The following is a 17,422-nucleotide window of genomic DNA, read 5'->3' on the forward strand; positions in this document are numbered from 1 at the left end:
ATGTGAGCCTGATTAACGGTTGGTGCCGATCAGATTGAAGAACTCGAGGCGGGTGGCCTGTGATTTGCGGAACTGGCCGAGCATCATCGAGGTCTTCATTTTCGAGTTCTGTTTTTCGACGCCGCGCATCATCATGCACATGTGCTGGGCTTCGATCACCACGGCCACACCTTTGGCGTTGGTCACACTTTCAACCGCTTCTGCGATCTGTCGGGTCAGATTTTCCTGGATTTGCAGCCGCCGCGCATACATATCCACAATGCGGGCGAACTTGGACAAGCCCAGTACCTTGCCTTGGGGCAGGTAGGCAATGTGGCACTTGCCGATAAAAGGCAACACGTGATGTTCGCACATGCTGTAAAGTTCTATGTCCTGTATCACCACCATTTCGTCCATGGCGGATTCGAACACGGCGTTGTTGACCAGGTCGTTCAGATCCTGCTGGTAGCCGCGGGTTAGAAACTGCATGGCTTTTGCCGCGCGCAAAGGCGTGTTCCGCAGGCCTTCGCGGTCACAGTTTTCACCCAGGCCGTCAATAATGGCGCGATAATGGCCAGCAAGATCGTCTGTCAGGGGATTGCTCATAAATAAGGGTCCGGTTTACTGAATCTGGCAAGGGCAGAAGCTTAAGACAAATTGGCCACGATCTCTATGGGTAAACATTGTGATTATGGTCAGCTGTTGCCCTCATGGCCGGCGGCTTTGGTTTTATAAAGTGTTGGCGCAGGATTGTGCCAGGCCCCAATGGTTATACTTTGTGGCCTTCTCCAATGCGCTCCCTATAAGGAAAAACCATGACCGCTATTCATATTCGCACACCGGCTTTAACCATTCGCGCCGGTACTCGTGCCATGAGGCGGTTACGGGATAACCCGCTAAGCGCCGGGGATGTTCACGTGGTTCCTGGTGCTGCCGGCGGGCCAAAAGCCCTGGGCCTGAGCGGCCTGGATAAAACTCTGTTTGGGCATTGGCTGCCGAGCGCGCCGCAACCCAGAGCGTTGGTGGGTTCGTCTATCGGCAGCTGGCGCTTTGCGGCGGTGGCGTCGTCTGATAACCCGGTTGCCCAGTTGGAGTTGCTGGCGGAGCTGTATACCCAGCAGCGTTTTACAAAAGGGGTCAGCGCCGCCGAGGTAACCCGTAAAAGCCTTGAGTTTCTGCAGCAGTTATTGGGCGGGCGCGAGCAGCATATTTTGAACCACCCGCAGTATCGGCTCAGCGTAATGGTGGTGCGCAGTTTGGGATTATTGCAGCACGATAGCCGCGGTCGTCTGACCCTGGGGCTGCTACACGCCATTGGCAGCAATATGCTGGGGCGCCGGCACTTGGGCCGCGTTATGGAGCGGGGTATTGTGCAGGACAGCCGCGCACCGGCACCTTTAGAGGAGCTGCGCGATTTCGCCAGCCACACCATTGCCCTGACTCAAGACAACCTGCTTCCGGCGTTGCTGGCCTCGGCTTCAATTCCAATTGTGATGTCGGGAGTGGCGAACATACCCGGAGCGCCAGCAGGGCTTTATCGCGACGGCGGTTTGCTGGATTATCACCTGGACCTGCCGTACCAGCAGCCCGGTGTTGTGCTCTATCCGCACTTTACCGACCGGATAATTCCCGGTTGGTTCGATAAGTCTTTACCTTGGCGTAAGTCTAAAGCGTCACATGTGCAGGATGTGCTGTTGGTGGCGCCCTCGGCGGACTATCTGGCGAGTTTGCCCAATGGCAAGCTGCCGGACCGTCGTGACTTTGAAAAGTATCTGGGCGATGACGCCGGCCGCGAAAAAATCTGGCGTAGGGCGATTGCGGAAAGTGAGCGCCTGGGTGATGAGTTTATGGAGCTGGTGGAAAAGCAACAGTGGGGCTCAGTGATGCAGCCGCTCTAGCCTGACTCCCGCAGTCATTTCTTGAAGACACTCTATTATGTCCACTCCCTGTAATCCTGCGTTGTGATAAAGGCTGCGTAGTGACCTGCTATCGAGCAGGTTTATGCACGCTGCTTGCCGCCAACCGCGGACACCAGCAGGAAACAGCTGAATGCGGTAACCACCACCGACGGCCCCGCCGGTGTGTCCAGTTCCCATGACAGCGTCAGCCCGCCGGTCACGGCAATAAAGCCGAACCCCATCGCCATGGCCACCATCTGTTCAGGTGTGCGTGCCAGGCGTCTTGCGGTGGCGGCGGGAATTATCAGTAACGCCGTAATCAGCAGCACGCCAACAATTTTCATGGCGACCGCAATGACAATAGCAAACATCAGAATCAGCGCTAGCCGCAGGCGTTCTACCGGCACCCCTTCCACCCGCGCCAGTTCTTCGTGAATGGTGCTCATCAGCAGACCACGCCACAGCAGTGCCAGCAGGCAAAAAATGGTGGCGGCACCGCCGTAAATCCACCACAGATCGCTGCGGCTCATGGCCAGCAGATCACCAAACAGCAGCCCGGTCAGATCCATTCGCACCGAGGGCATAAAGCTGAGGGTGACCAGGCCAATGGCCAGCGCGCTGTGGGCCAGTATGCCCAGCAGGGTATCGGTAGCTAATGTTTTGCTGCGGGAAAACAGCACCAGCGCCAGAGCCAACCCCAAGCAAGTGATAATCACCCCGACATTAATCGGCACCTGAATCACAAAGCTCAGGGCAATGCCCAGCAGCGCCGAATGAGCCAGGGTGTCGCCGAAATAGGCTAGCCGCCGCCAAACCACAAAGCAGCCCAGAGGCCCCGCGACCAGAGCCACACCCAGGCCACCAATCAGCGCACGCCAGAAAAAATCATCCAGAATACTGTCAATCATGGTGGTGCCCTGAGCAGGTAGGCACTGCTTCGGCGTCGGTAAGCGTGCCATCGATAGCGGCGCCGTTGCCAATAACGTTACCGTGCAGGTCATGGCGGTGATTGTGATGGTGATGGTACACCGCCAGTGATTCGGCAACGGCGGTGCCGAAGGTTTCAATAAAGGCCGGATCGTGGGGGATGTCTTCCGGAAAACCGCTGCAACACACGTGCTGGTTCAGGCAGATGACTTTGTCGGTGGCGGCCATAACCAGGTGCAGGTCGTGGGAGATCATGATAACGCCGCAGTTGAGCTCGTTCCGAAGTTGACGCACCAGATCGTAAAGTGCCGCCTGGCCATTGATGTCGACCCCCTGGGCTGGTTCATCCAGTACCAGTAGGCCGGGCTGGCGGGCCAGCGCACGGGCCAGCAGCAGGCGCTGTTTTTCGCCGCCGGACAGATGATGCACAGAAGCTGCCATCAAGTGGGCCACGCCGGTGCGCGCCAACGCCTGTTGGCAGCCTTTGCGATTGCAGCCGCCCAGGGCCATAAAGCGTTCCACACTCAGCGGCAGGGTGGTTTCGAGATTCAGGGTTTGTGGCACATAGCCAATCACCAACCCCGGTTGCAGGCTAATCGAGCCAGAAGTGGCTTTCTGGATGCCCAGGATGGTTTTGATCAGAGTGGTTTTGCCGGCTCCGTTGGGGCCAATAATGGTGATGATATCGCCGCGCTTTATACTCAGAGATACTCGATCAACAATCAATCGGTCATTGAGCGTCACCGATACCTTGCTCAGTTCTGCCAAAACCTCATTCATGATGGCGTCGGCTGATCAGTGCTGTCGCTCTGACAGCGAGGGCACAGGCCGGCAATTTCCAACGTAATCTGCTCTACCTGAAACGCTTCGGCTGTTGCAGCCTGGTTAATGGCCGCGGTTATGTTCGGGGCGGCCAATTCCAGCACGTTGCCACAGCTGCGGCAGATCAGAAAGGTGGCGCAGTGGTGCTGGCCCGGGTGGTCGCAACCGGTGAACGCGTTAAGCGACGCAATACGGTGTACCAGGCCGTGCTGCTGCAAAAAATCGAGGGCGCGATACACCGTTGGCGGCGCAGCCTTGTGGCCATCGGCGCTTAACTGAGCCAACACGTCGTAGGCGCCCAAAGGTTTGTGGGACTGCCAAATCAGCTCCAGCACTCTCTCCCTGACCGGGGTTAGCCGCGCCTCGTTACGTCGGCAGATTTCCTTGGCTTGAGCCAGGGCCTGATCAACGCAAAGATCGTGATTGTGGGGGCGATAGGGTAAAGCGCGGGCGGGCATGGCGAGCATCCGATAAAATTTGCAACATTATAACAGTTGCTATCCTTGCTGCCAGGGTTTCCACACCCTTGGGTGAGGCCTCAGCGTAATTGCTGTACCAGGCTTTCTAAATACTCCAGATTGGGAATCCAGGCGCGCTCGCCGTCTACTTCGACTTCCATCAGGTCGGCGGCGCCGGTTGGGCTGTCCAGGCGCTGAATCTGGCTTTGGTTAATACGATTCTGGCTGGGTATACCCTGAGTCATCAGCGCAATAAAGGGCTGTTCGCGGTGTTCTTCGACGATGCTGTTAAGAATAACTACCCGGCCGCGGCGATTATTCGGTTGTGCCAATTGGCCGCCGCTGGCGGCGTCGTAGGATATAACCGGCAGCCTTAGCCCGCGCCAGTCCAGATAGCCGGCCAGCCAGGCGGGTGCGTCGGCGTTTGAGTTGATGTCGGGGCTGTAGTCCACCACTTCAGCCAGTGATACGTTGGGCAGCAACAGCTGGCGGCCGATCATTGGAATCATGACGCAGGCCAGGGTCTGGTTGTTATCGCTCATAAGTTACCTGTCAGCCTGCGGATGGTTTCTAGCAGAGTTGTTTCCTGGAACGGCTTGCCCAGGTATTCGTTAACGCCAATGGCCAGTGCGCGCTCACGATGTTTTTCTCCGGTACGGGAGGTAATCATACAAATGGGTGTATTTCGCAGAGTGTCGTCGTGGCGAACAAAGCCGGCCACTTCGAAACCATCCATACGCGGCATTTCAATGTCCAGCAAGATGATGTCAGGCTGGTAATCCTGCAGCTGGGCCACGGCATCCAGGCCGTCTTTGGCAGTAAGCACTTCCATGCCGTTGCGCTCAAGCAGGCGCGACGTCACTTTACGCACGGTTACAGAGTCGTCGACCACCATCACCAGGGTGGCGCGCTGGTTCAGCCGCGGATTCTGGCGTGTCTGGTCTGCTTTGCCGCCGTGGCGCTGCTGATCTGACAGTATGTCGGAGCGGATCATTGCTGGCAGATCAAGAATAACCACCACATTTCCATCACCCAGAATGGTGCCGCCGGATACGCCACGCACCGAGTTGAACTGGGGCCCCAGAGATTTCACCACAATTTCGCGGCTGCCCACCAGGCTGTCTACTTGCAGTGCCATGGGTTGCTCTGCGCCGCGCACCAAAATAACCGGCAGGGGCAGTGCCTGGCCCTGAAGCTTGGGCTGATGTTCGCTGTTCAGTAGATTGCCAAGGTATTGCAGGCGATACTCCTGACCGGCGTACTCGTACAGTGGCGCTTCAGGTTTGTAATATTCTTCCAGCTCGTAGGTGCTCACCCGCACTATGCCTTCAATGGTGTTCAGCGGTATGGCGTAGAAATTATCGCCGCTGGTGACCATCAACGCGCGGTTGACCGACACGGTAAACGGTAGCCGAACGGTAAATACGGTGCCGTGGCCGGCGTTGGAGTGAATGTCGAGGCTGCCACCCAGCTGTTTGATTTCTGACGCCACCACGTCCATGCCGACGCCGCGGCCGGATACCTGGGTAACCTGCGTTGCGGTGGAAAAGCCCGGAGTCATGATCAGCTGCAGAATCTCGCGCTCTGTCAGCACATCATTCGGGCCGACCAGGCCCTGACTGACGGCTTTGCTGTGAACCTGCCCGGTAGAAATGCCGGCACCATCGTCCCGCATACGCAGAACAACGTCGCCGCCTTCGCGTTGCAGCGACAGGCTGATTTCCCCTGTTTCTGCTTTGCCTGCGGCCAGGCGCTCGTTGGGCGCTTCAACGCCATGGTCCAGAGCGTTGCGCAGCATGTGCTCCAGCGGTGCAATCATCCGCTCCAAAATGTTGCGGTCCATTTCGCCTTCGGCGTTATACACCTCAAAATTGACTTTCTTGTCGAGCTCGGCGCTGATCTGACGCACAATACGGCGTAAACGCGGCACCACGGAGGTGAACGGAATCATGCGGGTCTTCATCAGACCTTCTTGCAGTTCCGTATTGATACGCGACTGCTGCACCAGCAGGGTTTCGGTATCGCGAATCCGGTCGGCCAGGGTTTGGCGCAGATCGATCAGGTCCGAAGACGATTCCGACAGAGCCCGTGATAGCTGCTGTATCGACGAATAGCGGTCCATTTCCAATGGGTCGAAGTCTTCACCGTAATCGGGTCCGAGTTCTTTTTCGGCGCGGAACAGAATCTGGGTTTCGGTTTCGATATCCATGCGCCGCAGCTGTTCACGCAGGCGCTCAATGGTGGCGGCCATCTCTTCCAGAGTGTGACTAAAGTCGCTGGTTTGCTGTTCTAGACGGCCGCGGGCGATACTGCTCTCGCCCGCAAGGTTGACCAGGTCGTCAAGCAGCGGTGCCGACACCCGAATGGTCTCTTGCGTGGTGCGCAGAGTTTTACGGGTTTGGCTGCGCGCCGGCTTTGGCTTGGGCACTGTAACAGCGGGTATTTGCGGCTGTTCTGGTGCCGGCGCTGGCGTTTCCTGTGCGGCGGTCTGTTGCGGCGGATGCAGTTGGTGCACCTGCGCGATCAGATCCTGAGCCGGCGGGCAGGCTTTTCCAGTAGCGATTTGTTCTACCATGGCGGCCAGGCGGTCGTGACAGGCAAACAGAGGTTCGTACAATTCTGGTCCGGGCTTCAGCTCGTCCCGCGTAATCAGCTCGAACAAGTCCTCAAGAGCGTGTGCCAGATCACCCATGGCGTCTGCGCCCGCCATTCGTGCGCCGCCTTTCAGGGTGTGCACGTCGCGCTGCAATTCGGCGGCAAGCATGCTGTTTTCGGGATTCTCGCTCCAGCTGTGCAATGCGCTGCCGGTGGCGTTGATCAGGTCATAGGCTTCTTCCAGGAAGATGCCCATCAGTTCCGGGTCGGTGGTTACGCTGTTGGTGTCGTGTGCGACGGGGCTTGGCTCCGTTTGCAAAGCAACCGTGGAATGATCGGCGCCAGCGCTTGCAGCGTTGCTGGAATAACGTTGTATTTCTGCGATCAGGTCGGGCGCTGAGCGCGGACTGTCGCCATTTTCCAGGGTTTCTACCATGCTGGCCAGACGGTCGTGACAGCTGAACAGCAGGTCAGACAGCACCGGCGATATTGCCAGTTGCTGCTGAACCAGCCCTTCGAACAGGGTTTCCAGTTCGTGGGCCAGATCACCAATACTGACCACTTTGCTCAGGCGCGCACCGCCTTTAAGGGTGTGCAGGTCCCGTTGCAGCAAGTGCAGTAAATCGTGATTGCCGCTGTCATGACTGAAGCGCTGAAGTGCGTCGGCGGTGCTGTCGATTAACTCGCGGGCTTCTTCCTGGAAAATTTCCAGCACTTCGTGATCTATGTCGTCTTCCGCATCCGGGGTGTACTGCGGCACGGGTGCTTCAAATGCTATCTCAGCAGCTGCGGGTTCGTTGTCTATGTGTTGGTGATGGTTCAGGTCTTCGACTTCCTGGAACTCGGCAAGGAAGGCGTCGCTGGCTAGAACATCATCGGTAAGATCCATGATTTGCTGGCGCAGCGGATCTGCGCTGTCGATGGTCAGTCCGGCGGCGGCCTGGTCCATCATGTTGATGAGTTGCTCATGGGCGAGGTGCAGGCAGGCCTGAAGTTCGGGTTCTGGCTCGCGGTCGCTGTCAGCCAGAACGCTGTAGCTGCCTTGCAACGCCGCTGACAACGCGGCTATGTCGTCCAGACCTACAATTTCGGTAGCCGCGGTCAGCAGCGTCAGTTCGTGACGCAGCTGTTCGAGGGCATGGCCATTAGCGGGGCTGGCAATCCAGCTGTCCAGTATGCTGCTGGCATTAAGCACGATGTTGATGTCGTCGCTGAGGAAGAGTTCTAGCAAAGCGGAGCTGCCATTGGCCGACGATGGCTGGGCACCATCGGAGCTGGCGCCCATTAAGGTAGCGCGAGCCAGCTGTGCCAGTTGCTCGAGAAACTCGCGACTGCCCGGCAGTTCTGCCAGTGGCTGGCTGTGCAGTTGCAAAAGACCCTGGTTTAACAATGACACGCTTTGCTTTAGCAAGGAGATAGCGTCGCGGTCGCACCGTTTGTTTTCGGCGCGGGCGTCTTTCACAAAGCGTTCAAGGGGGGTAACCAAATCGGCAATGGGCGTTATGCCGGTGGTGTGAGCGCTGCCTTTGAGGGTGTGCAATGCCCGTGTCAGTTCGTCGGTATAGGCCGCGGTTTGTTTGTCTGCGGCACTGGTAATATAAGCCTCCACCGTATTCAGGTGAGACAGGGCCTCGCTCTCGAAAATGTCCAGCAGAAGTTGGTCTACGTCTGACTCTGGCCCGAAGTCTGACTCTGATTCGGGCGGCTGGAGAACACCGCCCGTGGCGATTTTGCTTGTGGCATCTGCACCTGGCACGTCTTTGCCGTCGGCCAGAGCATGGGCGCGGGCTTGTGCTTCATGGGGGTCAACGGTTGCGGTGCGGTGTTGCTCAAAATCACTGACCAACGCCGGCAAAATCGCGATCACATCGCCAAGCAGCGCGGCAACGGCGTCGCTCATGCTGCGGCTGCCGTCAAGCACCCGGTTCAGCAGATTCTCCACCGACCATGCCAACTCACCGAGTACTTCGGCGCCAACCATGTGGCCGCTGCCTTTAAGGGTGTGATAGGCGCGGCGCATTTCGGCCAGCGCTGCACGGTCGTCGTGATTGCGCTGTAAGCGCGGATAATGTTCGTGGATGGTTGCCAGAACTTCTTCGGCTTCCTCGATGAAAATGCCGACAATTTCATCATCCAACAGTTCATCTGCGGATACGCCGGTACTTATGGTGAGCGCAGATGCGGTGTCCGGCATGGGGGCCTCCAGTAAAGGCGCGTCCACCAGGGGAATGTCGTCTTCGTTGATGTCAGCTCTGGGGCGCCAGGTAGGCGCCTGGCCTGCCGGGAATCCGAGGCTTTCGAGACTGGCTTCCGCCACCCGCAATACGCTGTCGTTGTCGCGGATCCCTTCACTCAAGCGTTCCAGATAGTACTCGATACTGGTAACGGCATCGGCCAGAGTGTCCAGTTCCTGCCCGTCAGGTACCTCGCGACTGCCCAGCAGCACGTCGTTAATGTAGCGTTCCATGGCTTCCAGCAACTCACTGGCACGCTCAAGTGGTATCAATCTCAGGCCGCCGCAGATGCTGTGCAGCAGCGCCGGCAGGTGTTCAATCTCACGGGTATCCCACTGTGAGGCAATAAAGTTGACGACAGCCGATTTGGCCTGTTCCAGAGTGTTGCGGGATTCTCTCAACAGTGCTCCGTTGGCGTCCCCCAGCTCTCGCGAACCGGGATTCAGCAGGTCGTGCTGGTTGATATCTTCATGTTGGCCGTCCTGGCCCAGATTGGCCAGACTGGCTTCCACATAGAGCAGGGCGCCGGCGATGTCCATCAGGGTGTTGTCGGATACCCGCTGATCCTGAGCAACCAGCTGGGCCACCAGATCAATCTGTTCATTGACCACTTTACGCGGCACGCCCAGACCAATAACGGCAAGGGTGTTGGCTACTTGATGCAAACCTGGCAGCAGGTCTTCAAGTTCGTCGTTGCTGCGCAGATCGGCGCGCACGAACAGGTCCAGGGAGTCTTTGAGCTTGGTCAGCTCTTCGTTGAGGGCATGCACAACAGAATGGATGGCATCGCGATTGGGGCCGCTGACCCGTGAACGTGCTGCATCTACATCATCGTCAGAAGGTAATGCTTGGGCCAGCTGGTAATCAGCGCGCAGGGCTTCTATGCGTGGCGAATCGAGTTCGCGTGCGCGGGCTACGTAATACAGCAGATTTTTGAACAGCGCCTCTGGCGCCGGTTGTGCCAGGGCCGTGCCGGGATTTTCTGTGAGTTGGCGAATTTCGCTGTCCAGCTCCCGCAGCAGCGACTTTACCGCTGCGTTAACCGGGTTGGCCTTGAGCTGAAGGGTTTCGACAAAGCCGGCTGCAGCTTTCCACAGCTCACCCCGCGGCGTTTTCTGACACAGCCGGACCAGGCGCTTGATCACTTTTTGCATGTAGTCAAAGTTGGCGTCAAGGTCGGCCTCCCGCACCACTCCAGCCAGTGCAAACTGATACATTTGCCGCAGTTTGCGCACATGGTCGCAAACTTTTGGTTCCTGCAGGCGGTCGTCTTTTGTGTCGCTGCGGGCGCGCGCCGGCGACATGTCGGGCTTGAACAAAGAGGTGTCGGATAACAACGCTTCGCCGCGTGCGGCGCGCAGGTCATTCAGCAGAGGCAGCACCACCAGGGGGAAGTCATCACTGCTGCTGTCAATATGGTCGAGGTACTGCGGCAACTGCAGTATGGCCTGCATCAGCACTTCAACGGCTTCGTTTTCGCTGTCAACCTGATTGCCCAGAATGGCCTGGGTGAGTTTCTCCATCTCTTCGGTGAGCAGAGCTGCACCGTAGAGCTCAACCATCTGCAATGTGCCGTGCACCTGGTGGAGATAGTTCAGGCAAAAGCGCAAGCGGGCCGTATCTTTACGGTTGTCCACATAACTCTCCAAAGCCTGCTGGCCCTGAGTCAGCGTACTCTGTATTTCGCCCCGAACCCAGTCGAGGGCGATACTGTCATGGTTATTGCCCATAACCTCTCCGGTTATTCGTCGTTGCTCTCTGCATTACGGTTGTCTGGAGCATTTGCCATTGCTGCTCCCACCTTTGATTCAGACTCAGCTCACCAGCGGAACCTTGGTGTCTGCTACTTCGTCTTCTTCCGGAAGTTTGAAACCTGCTACCGACGAACGCAGCTCGAAGGCCATGTCTGCCAGATTACCGATCGAGTAAGCCGTGGCGTTGGTGCCTGATGAGGTCTGCGAGGTAATTTCCTGAATGACGTTCATGGTATTGGAAATGTGCGAAGCAGAAGAAGATTGCTGGCGAGCCGCGTTGGAAATGTTCTGAATCAGCTCCGCCAGGTTGGTGGAAACGTTTTCGATCTCTTCCAGGGCGACACCTGCGTCTTGCGCAAGGCGGGCACCACGAACCACTTCGGCAGTGGTGTGCTCCATCGAGATAACCGCTTCGTTGGTATCTGACTGGATGGTTTTTACCAGAGCTTCGATCTGCTTGGTGGCGGCAGAGGAACGTTCTGCCAGGCGCTGCACTTCGTCCGCAACGACGGCAAAGCCACGGCCTGCGTCACCCGCCATAGAGGCCTGAATAGCGGCGTTCAGCGACAGAATGTTGGTCTGGTCTGCAATGTCGTTGATCAGCGATACAATGTCGCCGATTTCCTGAGAGGATTCGCCCAGGCGCTTGATGCGCTTGGAGGTTTCCTGAATTTGCTCGCGAATATTGTCCATTCCGCGGATGGTGTTCTGCACCACGTCGGTGCCTTTTTTGGCGATAGCAACCGAACGTTCCGCTACCGCAGACGATTCCGCAGCGTTAGACGATACCTGGTCGATAGATATGGCCATTTCGTTAACCGCTGCTGAGGCGCCGGCAATTTCTTGTGCCTGGTGCTCGGAGGCGTCGGCCAGCTGCATAGCCGTAGACTGGCTTTCCTGAGCCGCTGTAGCAACTCGCACGGCGGTACCACGAATGGCTTGCACCAGCCCGCGCATCTGGTCGATGGCGTAGTTGATTGAGTCAGCGATGGCACCGGTAAAATCTTCGGTTACCGTGGCTTCCGCGGTCAGGTCACCGTCGGCCAGGTCGGCCAGTTCGTCCAGCAGACGCAAGATGGCGTTCTGGTTCTGGTCATTCTGCGCTTGGGTTTTGGTCAGTCGAGTCTGGGATTCGCGATAAACCGCCAAACCAATGAACACGACGATAGCAATAACGGCGGCCAGCAGCGCAAAGGCAAGGGTAGGGCTGATGACCCGCGCGGTTGAAAGGTCACGCAGTTCTGTGGCCAGTTCGGACAGTTCTGTGAGCAGAATTTCGGAGTTTTCGAAGATATCGTTGGCGGCGTTGGAGACCTTGAACAGATCGGGAGACGCCTGCAATACCGCATCGGCGTTGCTGGCAATGAACCCGAACAGCTCGGCGACCGCTTCGAGCCCGTAAAGTGCGTCTTCGTTGGCAACGCGGGTGATGGTCAGCGCGTTGTTGCCGTCAAGCTGGCCGTTCAGCACGCGGCCAAACTGGGTGGCATCGGCCAAAAAACGGTCGGCGGCGGTCACCGCGTCTTCATCACCTGAAAGCACGTTGTTCACTGAACGGAACATACGCTCAGCCAGCAACGACTGACGTCGCGCCAGAGCAACCTGGGCGTCCGGGGCACCGCTGTCCTGCAGAACCATAGAGACGTCATCGTATTCAACCTGCATCTGCGGGATGATTTCGCTGAGGGTGTTGGTCACTTCCCGCATGTTCATGACCGAGTCGCGGGCGGCCAGAATAATGTCGGCGTTTTCGCGCACCGAATCCCAGTGCTGCTGCACCTGGCTGGCCGCTGCGGCGTCACTGGCGGGCAAGCCAGTTTGCGGGTTGCCTTCAGTCAGATTGCTCCAGAGCTGGCGGAAGCTGTCGCGGGTGTTGCTCAGCTGGTCAAAAGCGCTGGCGTTGCCACTGACGGCCTCGGTGGCGTTTTTGGCGATCTGCTGCGATAACACTCTCAGCTCGGCGGTGGTGTTCGTGTATTCGCGATCATGCTGGCTGTCACGGTTAACCATGAACAGCACCACAACCAGTAATACGGTGAGTGCGATCAGCACGGCAGTCAGCCCGGCAATCAGTTTGTTGCCACCTTGTCTGCTACCGAGTCTTCCGGCTTTGTTTTTCATCTTCTGGCTCCCGGCCTTTGTTCTGAAATGGACAAATCTTTTGGTTCGGAGTGGTTGCGGTTACAGGCTGATGGGCCTGCCACGGCCGTTGCGATCACCGCTGTGCAACGTCAAGAAAGTGCTCGTCACCGAGCAGCTCGATAGCCGAGAACACATTCCAGGTTTCCCCGTTGCGCGTATAGCCGCCGGCAACAAAGGGTTGGACACGATCAGGAACGCCGCTGGTATCTGGTGTGAAATTCTCTGCCCCGAAATATTGCATGCCCAGAACCGAGTCAACAACCAACCCGCTAAACAGGTCGTCTTTTTCAACCACCAGAACCCTCCGTTGGCGTGGGCTGGTGGCGGAGCGGGGCAGTTCAAAAAAAGCGTCAAGATCGATCAGGGGCAATAACCGGCCGCGCACGTTGGCCGCTCCCATCAGAAACGGGCGCACGCCTGGTATCTGGGTAAAACGGGGGACATGGAGTATTTCGGTAACTTCGCCCATAGGCGCAACGTAGTGTTCACCGGCCAGCATAAAACCGATCCCATTCCATTGTTCGGCCGTTTTTTCCTGCTCTGGGAGGCCGGCTGATAACTGGCGGCTGCGTAAAGCTATGCTCGTCAGAACAGCAAAGGGGGCAGCCTGGGCAGACATACGTACTCCGTGTTTGAAAATTAGCCAATCAGGCTATTGATGACCTGAATCAGATCATTCTCGTTAACTGGCTTGACCAAATAACCTTTGGCGCCCTGGCGAGTACCCCAAACCCGGTCTGTTTCCTGATCTTTGGTGGTCACAATGACGACCGGAATCGATGCGGTTTCTGGTGCACGGGTTAGTTGGCGGGTGGCCTGAAAACCGTTCAGGCCGGGCATAACGACATCCATCAGCACCAGGTCCGGGGTTTCTGATCGAGCTTTGGCTACTCCATCGGCGCCATTGTCTGCGGTCAGCACTTCGTGCTGGTGCTTTTGCAGCATGGTGGTGATTTTTTTCACCTCGGTGGGCGAGTCGTCAACAATAAGAATGCGAGCCATGGTGTCCCCAATGAGTTCCGGAAGTGTCAGAATTAGTGCTGCGCCTGCGGCACGAAATAACGAATGGTATTAAGCAGTTCGTCTTTGCTGAATGGTTTGGTCAGATACTGATCGGAACCCACAATGCGGCCTTTCGCCTTGTCAAACAGGCCATCTTTGCTGGACAGCATGATCACCGGTGTTTTCTTGAAGGTGGAGTTGTTCTTGATAAGGGCGCAGGTTTGATATCCGTCTAGCCTCGGCATCATGATATCAACAAAAATAATGTCGGGTTTGGAGTCGGCAATTTTGGCCAGAGCATCGAAACCGTCAGTAGCGGTTATGACATCACAGCCAACTTTCTTCAAAAGGGTTTCGGCAGTGCGACGAATCGTTTTGCTGTCGTCGATTACCATGACTTTCAAGTTCCCGAAGTTGTCGTCCATTGTCCAACTGCCTTGCGTTCAGCGACTGTATTGTTAGCAAACCGGGGTTCTAGCACAAACACCAATGTTATCCTATGAACTCCGCTCCTTTATAAAGTATAGGTGCCCGAATAGACAGTACTTGTTCGTCAATAAATGTACTTTTGCCGGCCGCATCACGTTATGGACTGAGGATTTCTGCAGATGCAATCACGGCTCGGGTACAATACCATCTGAACTCTCAGCATAGCACTATGTGAAAGGCCTGCTCTGCAGGCCGGTTCGTATTTTTAAACACCCGGCCATAGAAAGAGATGTTATGACAGTCCGACTCGGTATCGTGATGGATCCCATTGACAGGATCCAGTTCAAAAAAGACAGTTCGCTGGCCATGCTCTGGGCCGCCCAACAACGGGGCTGGCAGCTGGTTTATATGGAACCGGAGGATATGTACCTGGATGGCGGCCAGGCTCGGGCCCGCAGCCGCAACCTGACGGTGCGGATGGACCCAATCGACTGGTACAGCTTTGAGTCGGAAGACGACATTGCCCTGGGTGATCTGGACGTCATTCTTATGCGCCAGGACCCCCCGGTAGACCGTGAATTTCTGATGGCGACCTATATCTTGAGCGCCGCTGAAGAGCAGGGCGCGCTGGTGGTGAACCCGCCGGCTACTCTGCGTGACTGCAACGAAAAGCTGTTTGCCACCCAGTTTGAAGATCTGACGCCGCCGCTGATTGTCACTTGCTCTTCAGTGCGCTTACGCGCGTTTTACGCCGAGCACAAAGACATCATCATGAAGCCAATCGATGGCATGGGCGGCAGTTCTATATTTCGTATTAAAGAAAACGACGGCAACCTGGGCGTGATCATTGAAACCCTCACCGAGCACGGCACCCGGCAGGCTATGGCGCAGAAGTTTGTGCCCGCAATCACACAGGGCGACAAACGCATTCTGATGATTGAAGGTGAGCCCGTACCCTACGCGTTGGCGCGCATACCCTCCGCCGGTGAAAATCGCGGTAATCTGGCTGCCGGTGGCCGCGGTGAAGGCCGCGAACTGACCGACCGCGATCGCGAGATATGTGCCCGGGTGGCGCCGGTGATAAAAGCCAAGGGCCTGATGTTTGTGGGTTTGGACGTGATTGGCGATTACCTGACCGAAATCAACGTAACCAGCCCCACCTGTATCCGCGAATTGGACGCCGCCTTTGGCATTGATATCAGCGCGTTGTTGATGGATGCCATTGCCAAAAGGCTGCAGCAGCGCTGATCGTTTCAAGCGGCATTAATTTGATGGTTCAAGAGCAACGGGAATGGCAGTTCAGGTAAGCGATGTTGACCGGTTTTCGTTCACCCTGTTTATGGCTTTGGCGATTCATGGGGTGATTGTGCTGGGCATTACTTTCGCGCCCGAGACACCGCCGCCATCGGCGCAAACCATGGAAATTACCCTGTCGCGTTTCGCCGATGAAAAAGCGCCGGAAAAAGCGGATTTTCTGGCGCCCACCAATCAGCAGGGCAGCGGCACCGAAGAACAGGCGAAAGAACTGACCAGCCCGCAGCCGGTGGAGCTGAACCAGACCGAAGTGGCGAAGGTTCAGCCCGAGCCCCAGGCGCAGCCCGAACCACAGCCGGCGCAGCAGCAAGCGGTGGTGAGTGCCAAGGCGCCCAGTGCAAGGCAGGTCGCCAAGCCAGAAATCCGCGCCGAAGCAGTAAAAGAGTTGCCAACAAAGCCAAGACCCAATCTGCTGCAGCGTAGTCTGGAAATTGCCAGTCTGGAAGCCCGGCTGGACGCCCAGCAACAAGCCTATTCACGCAAGCCCCGTGTGCTGCGGGTGACCGCGGCTTCAACGCTTCAGTCCAGCAACGCCTGGTATGTTCAGAACTGGGTTAGCAAGGTTACCCGAGTGGGTAACATGAATTATCCCGCCGAAGCCCGGAACAGCGGTCTTTATGGTGACTTGCGCTTGCTGGTCACACTGCGCAAAGATGGTAGCTTGAAAGAAGTTTTAGTGGTGCAGTCATCGGGCAGCACTTTGTTGGACGACGCAGCCATTCGTATTGTGAGACTGGCGGCACCTTATCCGCCATTCCCCGAGGAGATGAGCCGCAATGTCGATGAACTTGAAATTATACGTACCTGGTCATTCCAGCAGCGGGGGCTGACATCCGGATGAGCGATACTGCCAATACAACGGACAATTTCCGCAATCATTTTCTGGTGGCGTCACCGTGGATGGGTGATCCGCGTTTTCACGGCGCGGTGATTTACGTGTGCGATCATTCCGCCGAGGGCGCACTGGGCTTGACCGTCAACCAGCCTCTGGACATCCACCTGGGGGAAATCCTGGAACAGCTCGACATGCACGGCGGCGAACTGGATTTGCCGGTGTTTGCCGGTGGCCCGGTGCAGACCGAGCGCGGCTTTGTGCTACACAACCCCGGGCAGCGCTGGCAGCATACCGCGGAAGTGACCGCCGACATCTGGCTGACCACCTCGCGCGACATATTGGCCGACATAGGCGCTGCCAAGGGGCCGGATGAATTTCTGGTGGCCCTGGGTTACGCCGGTTGGGGTGACGGTCAGTTGGAAGCGGAGTTAGGCGGCAATACCTGGCTGACCTGTCCGGCCAGCCCGGACCTGTTGTTTCGTACGCCCTGGAATCGTCGCTATCAGGCGGTTCTGGCCAGTATGGGCATCGACATTAACCAGCTTAGCGAGACCATAGGCCATGCGTGAAGCCGGCCAACGCCGCGTTATGGCGTTTGATTTTGGCACCCGCCGCATCGGCGTTGCCGTGGGCCAGGAAATGCTCGGCCGCGGCGAACCACTGACCATGATCGCGGCCCGCGATGGTACGCCAGATTGGGCCCAGCTGGAAAAGCTGCTGAACGAATGGCGCCCTGACCTGGTGGTGGTCGGCTTGCCATTGAATATGGACGACAGCGAAAACGAGATGTGCGCCCGCGCCCGCAAATTTGGCAAACGCCTGCACGGGCGCTTTCATGTGACGGTGGAAATGGTGGACGAGCGCCTGACCAGCTACCAGGCCAAAGGTGAAGTGATGGCCGCCGGCGGTAGCCGCAATTATGGGCGCCATGGCGTGGATGATCGCGCCGCGGTGCTGATTCTGGAAACCTGGTTCAATCAATAGCCCTATCTGACAACCCATGTTGACCTAACGAATGTTAACCACGGTGCCT

Annotated in this window: 15 protein-coding genes; 5 read left to right on the forward strand and 10 right to left on the reverse strand. The window is 57.2% G+C overall.

All coding sequences use genetic code 11. The features are described from left to right. Positions 1–12 precede the first annotated feature (12 nt). Positions 13–585, reverse strand: a complete 573-nt coding sequence (gene folE, locus ATG98_RS09015; protein ID WP_098420734.1) for a GTP cyclohydrolase I FolE — start codon at positions 583–585, stop codon at positions 13–15. Between the two features lie 209 nt (positions 586–794). Here folE and ATG98_RS09020 point away from each other — a divergent pair, with 209 nt between their 5' ends. Continuing rightward, positions 795–1,877, forward strand: a complete 1,083-nt coding sequence (locus ATG98_RS09020; RefSeq protein WP_098420735.1) for a patatin-like phospholipase family protein — start codon at positions 795–797, stop codon at positions 1,875–1,877. Between the two features lie 101 nt (positions 1,878–1,978). Here ATG98_RS09020 and ATG98_RS09025 read toward each other — a convergent pair whose 3' ends face one another. From ATG98_RS09025 to pilG, 9 genes are all read right to left on the reverse strand, one after another. Continuing rightward, complete coding sequence (locus ATG98_RS09025; RefSeq protein WP_098420736.1) at positions 1,979–2,785, reverse strand: metal ABC transporter permease; 807 nt, start codon at positions 2,783–2,785, stop codon at positions 1,979–1,981. Continuing rightward, positions 2,778–3,584 carry a zinc ABC transporter ATP-binding protein ZnuC gene (gene znuC / locus ATG98_RS09030; protein WP_098420737.1) on the reverse strand — a complete coding sequence of 269 codons (807 nt, stop codon included), beginning with the start codon at positions 3,582–3,584 and terminating at the stop codon, positions 2,778–2,780. The genes ATG98_RS09025 and znuC overlap by 8 nt, the downstream gene beginning before the upstream one ends. Continuing rightward, positions 3,581–4,084, reverse strand: a complete 504-nt coding sequence (locus tag ATG98_RS09035) for a Fur family transcriptional regulator (protein ID WP_098421797.1) — start codon at positions 4,082–4,084, stop codon at positions 3,581–3,583. The genes znuC and ATG98_RS09035 overlap by 4 nt, the downstream gene beginning before the upstream one ends. An 80-nt stretch (positions 4,085–4,164) precedes the next feature. After that, entirely contained in the window at positions 4,165–4,626 is a 462-nt protein-coding gene (locus ATG98_RS09040) for a chemotaxis protein CheW (RefSeq protein ID WP_098420738.1), read from the reverse strand. Further along, positions 4,623–10,643 (reverse strand): Hpt domain-containing protein, encoded by a 6,021-nt coding sequence (locus tag ATG98_RS09045; RefSeq protein ID WP_098422681.1) that lies wholly within the window; start codon positions 10,641–10,643, stop codon positions 4,623–4,625. Before ATG98_RS09045 ends, ATG98_RS09040 begins: the two co-directional genes overlap by 4 nt. Before the next feature lie 84 nt (positions 10,644–10,727). After that, positions 10,728–12,788: a methyl-accepting chemotaxis protein gene (locus tag ATG98_RS09050; RefSeq protein WP_098422683.1), complete on the reverse strand. Its 2,061-nt coding sequence runs from the start codon at positions 12,786–12,788 to the stop codon at positions 10,728–10,730. Positions 12,789–12,882: 94 nt separating this feature from the next. After that, the gene (locus ATG98_RS09055) at positions 12,883–13,428 is read right to left on the reverse strand and encodes a chemotaxis protein CheW (RefSeq protein WP_098420741.1); all 546 of its coding nucleotides are present in this window, start codon (positions 13,426–13,428) and stop codon (positions 12,883–12,885) included. 20 nt (positions 13,429–13,448) lie between these two features. Then, positions 13,449–13,811, reverse strand: a complete 363-nt coding sequence (gene pilH, locus ATG98_RS09060; RefSeq protein ID WP_098420742.1) for a twitching motility response regulator PilH — start codon at positions 13,809–13,811, stop codon at positions 13,449–13,451. A gap of 32 nt (positions 13,812–13,843) precedes the next feature. Continuing rightward, positions 13,844–14,236 (reverse strand): twitching motility response regulator PilG, encoded by a 393-nt coding sequence (gene pilG / locus ATG98_RS09065; RefSeq protein WP_098422685.1) that lies wholly within the window; start codon positions 14,234–14,236, stop codon positions 13,844–13,846. 298 nt (positions 14,237–14,534) lie between these two features. Here pilG and gshB point away from each other — a divergent pair, with 298 nt between their 5' ends. From gshB to ruvX, 4 genes are read left to right on the forward strand one after another with little or no spacing between them, the layout of a single operon-like run. Continuing rightward, positions 14,535–15,488: a glutathione synthase gene (gene gshB, locus ATG98_RS09070; protein ID WP_098420743.1), complete on the forward strand. Its 954-nt coding sequence runs from the start codon at positions 14,535–14,537 to the stop codon at positions 15,486–15,488. Between the two features lie 43 nt (positions 15,489–15,531). Beyond that, positions 15,532–16,395 (forward strand): energy transducer TonB, encoded by an 864-nt coding sequence (locus ATG98_RS09075; protein ID WP_098422687.1) that lies wholly within the window; start codon positions 15,532–15,534, stop codon positions 16,393–16,395. After that, positions 16,392–16,958, forward strand: a complete 567-nt coding sequence (locus tag ATG98_RS09080; RefSeq protein ID WP_098420745.1) for a YqgE/AlgH family protein — start codon at positions 16,392–16,394, stop codon at positions 16,956–16,958. The genes ATG98_RS09075 and ATG98_RS09080 overlap by 4 nt, the downstream gene beginning before the upstream one ends. Next, a complete protein-coding gene (gene ruvX / locus ATG98_RS09085) occupies positions 16,951–17,373 on the forward strand; it encodes a Holliday junction resolvase RuvX (RefSeq protein ID WP_098420746.1) in 423 nt (140 codons plus the stop codon). The genes ATG98_RS09080 and ruvX overlap by 8 nt, the downstream gene beginning before the upstream one ends. Positions 17,374–17,422 lie beyond the last annotated feature (49 nt).

This window comes from Marinobacter sp. LV10R520-4, from assembly GCF_002563815.1.
Lineage (GTDB): Bacteria > Pseudomonadota > Gammaproteobacteria > Pseudomonadales > Oleiphilaceae > Marinobacter.

Coding starts and splice junctions, on each gene's coding strand:
- folE (WP_098420734.1), bottom strand. CDS start 585: ATGAGCAATCCCCTGACAGACGATCTTGCTGGCCATTATCGCGCCATT.
- ATG98_RS09020 (WP_098420735.1), top strand. CDS start 795: ATGACCGCTATTCATATTCGCACACCGGCTTTAACCATTCGCGCCGGT.
- ATG98_RS09025 (WP_098420736.1), bottom strand. CDS start 2,785: ATGATTGACAGTATTCTGGATGATTTTTTCTGGCGTGCGCTGATTGGT.
- znuC (WP_098420737.1), bottom strand. CDS start 3,584: ATGAATGAGGTTTTGGCAGAACTGAGCAAGGTATCGGTGACGCTCAAT.
- ATG98_RS09035 (WP_098421797.1), bottom strand. CDS start 4,084: ATGCCCGCCCGCGCTTTACCCTATCGCCCCCACAATCACGATCTTTGC.
- ATG98_RS09040 (WP_098420738.1), bottom strand. CDS start 4,626: ATGAGCGATAACAACCAGACCCTGGCCTGCGTCATGATTCCAATGATC.
- ATG98_RS09045 (WP_098422681.1), bottom strand. CDS start 10,643: ATGGGCAATAACCATGACAGTATCGCCCTCGACTGGGTTCGGGGCGAA.
- ATG98_RS09050 (WP_098422683.1), bottom strand. CDS start 12,788: ATGAAAAACAAAGCCGGAAGACTCGGTAGCAGACAAGGTGGCAACAAA.
- ATG98_RS09055 (WP_098420741.1), bottom strand. CDS start 13,428: ATGTCTGCCCAGGCTGCCCCCTTTGCTGTTCTGACGAGCATAGCTTTA.
- pilH (WP_098420742.1), bottom strand. CDS start 13,811: ATGGCTCGCATTCTTATTGTTGACGACTCGCCCACCGAGGTGAAAAAA.
- pilG (WP_098422685.1), bottom strand. CDS start 14,236: ATGGACGACAACTTCGGGAACTTGAAAGTCATGGTAATCGACGACAGC.
- gshB (WP_098420743.1), top strand. CDS start 14,535: ATGACAGTCCGACTCGGTATCGTGATGGATCCCATTGACAGGATCCAG.
- ATG98_RS09075 (WP_098422687.1), top strand. CDS start 15,532: ATGGCAGTTCAGGTAAGCGATGTTGACCGGTTTTCGTTCACCCTGTTT.
- ATG98_RS09080 (WP_098420745.1), top strand. CDS start 16,392: ATGAGCGATACTGCCAATACAACGGACAATTTCCGCAATCATTTTCTG.
- ruvX (WP_098420746.1), top strand. CDS start 16,951: ATGCGTGAAGCCGGCCAACGCCGCGTTATGGCGTTTGATTTTGGCACC.